This is a genomic window from uncultured Fibrobacter sp. (assembly GCF_937877005.1).
GTDB lineage: Bacteria > Fibrobacterota > Fibrobacteria > Fibrobacterales > Fibrobacteraceae > Fibrobacter.
On the sequence record NZ_CALEFV010000327.1, the window covers coordinates 1 to 3,988 of the forward strand.

5 protein-coding genes are annotated in these 3,988 nt (G+C 48.1%); all 5 read left to right on the plus strand.

The window, feature by feature from the left end; all coding sequences use genetic code 11:
- On the plus strand, positions 1 to 1,126 hold a 1,126-nt coding region (locus Q0628_RS14345; protein ID WP_298772129.1), incomplete at its 5' end, for an FISUMP domain-containing protein.
- A gap of 29 nt (positions 1,127 to 1,155) precedes the next feature.
- The gene (locus Q0628_RS14350; protein ID WP_298772131.1) at positions 1,156 to 1,245 is read left to right on the plus strand and encodes an LEPR-XLL domain-containing protein; all 90 of its coding nucleotides are present in this window, start codon (positions 1,156 to 1,158) and stop codon (positions 1,243 to 1,245) included.
- Positions 1,246 to 1,579: 334 nt separating this feature from the next.
- A complete protein-coding gene (locus tag Q0628_RS14355; RefSeq protein ID WP_298772133.1) occupies positions 1,580 to 2,839 on the plus strand; it encodes an ATP-binding protein in 1,260 nt (419 codons plus the stop codon).
- A gap of 255 nt (positions 2,840 to 3,094) precedes the next feature.
- Complete coding sequence (locus Q0628_RS14360) at positions 3,095 to 3,382, plus strand: UPF0175 family protein (protein WP_290961405.1); 288 nt, start codon at positions 3,095 to 3,097, stop codon at positions 3,380 to 3,382.
- The gene (locus Q0628_RS14365) at positions 3,379 to 3,864 is read left to right on the plus strand and encodes a DUF3368 domain-containing protein (protein WP_163440866.1); all 486 of its coding nucleotides are present in this window, start codon (positions 3,379 to 3,381) and stop codon (positions 3,862 to 3,864) included. Before Q0628_RS14360 ends, Q0628_RS14365 begins: the two co-directional genes overlap by 4 nt.
- Positions 3,865 to 3,988 lie beyond the last annotated feature (124 nt).

The following is a 3,988-nucleotide window of genomic DNA, read 5'->3' on the forward strand; positions in this document are numbered from 1 at the left end:
TGTCAAGGGTCTTGGTTTCTTGTGGGTGGCGGTGCTCGCGGCATTCTTCGCCCTGTCCGCCTGCGATGACTCTTCGTCGGCTTCTAGCAATGGACCGGATGAGAATGCGGCGGCGGAGTCGTCTTCATCTTCGGTCTGTAAGGATTGCGAAGATGGGGATGGATCGAGTAGTTCTAAAAAGATTGAATCTTCTGATAATCAGAGTAGAGATTCTTCAAGTGATGAAAAATCGAATAGTTCGTCATCAAAAAAAGAAAACACAAATAACAGCAGTTCGTCTCAAAAGGCAGGAAGTAGTAGCTCTGAATTTGTGTTCAAACTTTGTGAAGACGGTGATACCTCATCGATTGTTCTTGCCGGTAAAATCTATTACAATAGTTGCAAAAATGGCCAATGGAATCAAGATTCCATTGGTGAATATGTGAAGCCCAAGGTTTATCCGAATATGGACAGTGTGTTTGGAACACTTGCCACTTTTGGAACTTATACAGATCAACGTGATGACAAAATATATAAGACTGTTAAATACAGGTCTGCCGTCTCGAACGACAGTTTTACCGTAATGGCTCAGAACCTGAATTACGCAGAAATAATGATTGACAGCACCACGACAGTATTTGATGACAGCAAGGTCGAAAAACGCTGCTACAAGGATGACCCCTGGTATTGCGACAACTACTTTGGTGCCCGTTACACCTGGAGCGAGGCGATGGGACTCCCCAAGGTGTGTGACAGCGTGGGTGTTGAAGAAAACCCCAAGTGTAACATTGACCTTAGCAAAAAAGTTCAGGGGGTATGCCCGACGGGTTGGCATGTGATGACGGAAACTGAGTGGAAACATATGGCAACAAGCAATGGCTATTCTGCCGAATGGAGTGTCTTGTCTAAAGCTGTATGGAATTATGAACTTGTAAGTGAAGTGCAAAATTCTCGCGGTCTATCCGTTTTGCCCAAAGGCGATGAATATCCATCTAATCAACTTGCGAGTTTTTGGTTGCCCAAAGAAGCATCTGAGACTAGTGGAGGCTCGATTCACCTTGCTCTTAAGTATGTCGAGATAGGCAAGGACATGAAGATTGGCTTTTTTAACATTCGTTGCGTTCAAGACGAAGGCGACTCATTTTAAATAGGGATTGAAAATAAGGAAGCAGACTCATGACAAAGAAAAATCCGAACGACAAGAATCTAAACAATTACAAAATAGAGGCACTTGAACCTCGTCTGATGATGGATTTTGCGGTATAAATTCCACATTCCACACCCCACACTTCACACTACACATTACACACTCGCGTCTGCGTTAGGGGGCGTCGCACCGCCACGCGGTGGCGAGACTTGCCGTGGACCCTATCCCCTATCGCTTCGCTCCAGGGTCCAGGGTGACAGAGCGGCAAGGCTCGATGAGCCGACCCCGGATCAGGTCCGGGGTGACGAGAGGCGAGCAGCACCCGACCCGGCCCCTGGCTGACGCTGGGAGATCCCCGCCTTCGCGGGGATGACAAGTTGGGGCCGGGGAACGCCCAAGTAAAAAATTCAAATATGTTTGAAATTTTTACTAAAATTATATATATTTTAAGATATGGTTGAAATTATTGATTCTGTATCCAAATACAACTTATGGGGTGGAAATAGCCCGTTTTTGGGCTTTAATCGGCATATTTACCAGGAAAAAGTCATGAAAAGTGTCGGAAACAACCTGGTCAAGGTTGTTGTCGGGCAGCGTCGTGTCGGAAAGAGTTTCGTTTTGCGGCAGGTCTTGTCGCAAATCGTTGCAGGCGGAGTCCCTGCCGAAAACACGCTATACATCAACAAGGAATTCCTTGAATTCTCCGCCATAAAATCTGCAGAGGATTTGCAGTCCCTTTATGCCGCTTACAAGAGCCGGTTTTCGCCCCAAGGCAAGACATATCTTTTCATTGACGAAATCCAGTATATCGATGGATGGGAAAGATTTGTGAACGCCCGTTCGCAGGATTTTGCCGAGCCTTGCGAAGTATTCATAAGCGGGTCCAATTCGGATATTCTCTCCGGGGAACTCTCGACCATGCTTTCGGGCCGGTATGTCCGGTTTGAAGTGTTTCCATACAGTTTTGGCGAGTTTTGCGAGTTGACCGGCAAGCCGCAGGATGCGTCGTCTTTTACGGATTATGTCCAGCATGGGGCCCTGCCCGAACTGTTCAACCTTGATTCGGAGGAAATGCGACGGAACTATGTCGAGAGTCTGAAGGATTCCGTGATGCTTCGCGATGTCGTGCAGCGTTACAGAATCAAGGACGCTACCCTGCTGAACGATCTTTTTGTCTTTCTTTCGAATAATGCCTCGAACTTGATTTCGTTCACGAATGTGGTCAAGAGCCTTAAGGGGCAAGGGCGGAAGACGAATTACGAGACGGTATCGACCTATGCGGGGTATTTGGAAAACGCCTTTTTGATACATTCCTGTCCGCGCTTCAACATTCGTGGCAAGGATTCGCTGTCTGGCCCAGCCAAATACTACATGAACGATTTTTCGTTCCACAATTACCTGTATGCGGGTTTTGGGTATGGAATGGGTTATCTTTTTGAAAATGCCATTTATCTGGAACTTCGCAGGCGTGGCTACGATGTGTATGTCGGGGAATTGGATGGGAGCGAGGTCGATTTTGTCGCAATCAGGAACGACGCGCGCATTTACATCCAGGCAGCCTATAAGATGGACGGCGAGTCGACCATTGCAAGAGAATACGCTCCGCTGGAAAAAATCAGGGACAGTTATCCAAAATTTGTTGTGTCGTTGGATGAGTTCCGGCTGCCATCGAATAACGGAATTTTGCATGTCCGCCCTTGGGAAATACCTTGATTCCCTTGTTCTGTTGTAAGCGGCTCGATGAGCCGACCCCGGATCAGGTCCGGGGTGACGAGAGGCGAGCAGCACCCGACCCGGCCCGCCTTCGCGGGGATGACAAGTTGGGGCCGGGGAACGCCCATAAGAAAACAGATTTAGGTTATTGTCCTTATATTCCCGAATATATGAAATGGGGTGTTTGCTTTTTTGTGCAAAGAAAGGTATATTTTGGAAGAGGGAAAAAAATATATATTGATGACGGAGGCCCCTATGGAAATGACAACGGTCCAGCTTAAGGTTCCCGTGGCTATGGAACCGTATATTGCGACGAAGCCAGATGGCGAACTTGTCCAGTTGGCTCTGTTGTTGCATCCGTTCGTGAAGAACGAGACCATTTCGCATGGTCGTGCCGCGGAAATCCTCGGCATCACGAAGTGGCAACTTATTGAACTTTACGCCAACGAAGGGTTCGCCTATTTCGACATGGATTGGAGCGAGGTGGAAGAGGATGTGGCGACTTATGAACGCCTGAAAGCCAAAGAGGCCGCACAGGTATGATTGTCGTCTCCGATACCACGCCACTTATTTCCCTCCTTAAAATTCGTCGCCTTGATTTGCTGGAAAGTCTTTTCGGGGCTGTCCATATTCCTCAAGGAGTCTTCGACGAATTGACGGCAAACCCCGATTTTGCTGAAGAGGCGTCCGAAATTCAGGAATGCGAATTCATCAAGATTCAGGATGTCAACCCACAAGAAGTGTCCCTTTTTAGGCGGACTACGGGGCTTGACCTTGGCGAGAGCGAGGCACTGGTTCTTACCGACAGGTTGAAAGCCGACTTGTTACTTGTTGACGAGATTCGCGCGAGGCATGTCGCAAAATCTATCGGTTTCAATATAATGGGAACAATAGGCATTTTCAGTGCCGCCTATAAAGAGGGTTTCATTTCTGCCGATGAAATTCGCGAGGCTGTAGAAATCCTGCGTTCCAGCGGGCGGCATATCGGTGAGCGGCTTTTCAAGAAGTTGATTGAATCCCTGTAAAATTGATTGACGGTCTTGCCACTTTTTTCGGCATCGGTCAAAAAATCATCCCACACTTCACACTTCACACTCGCGTCTGCGTTAGGGGGCGTCGCACCGCCACGCGGTGGCGAGACGCGCAAGC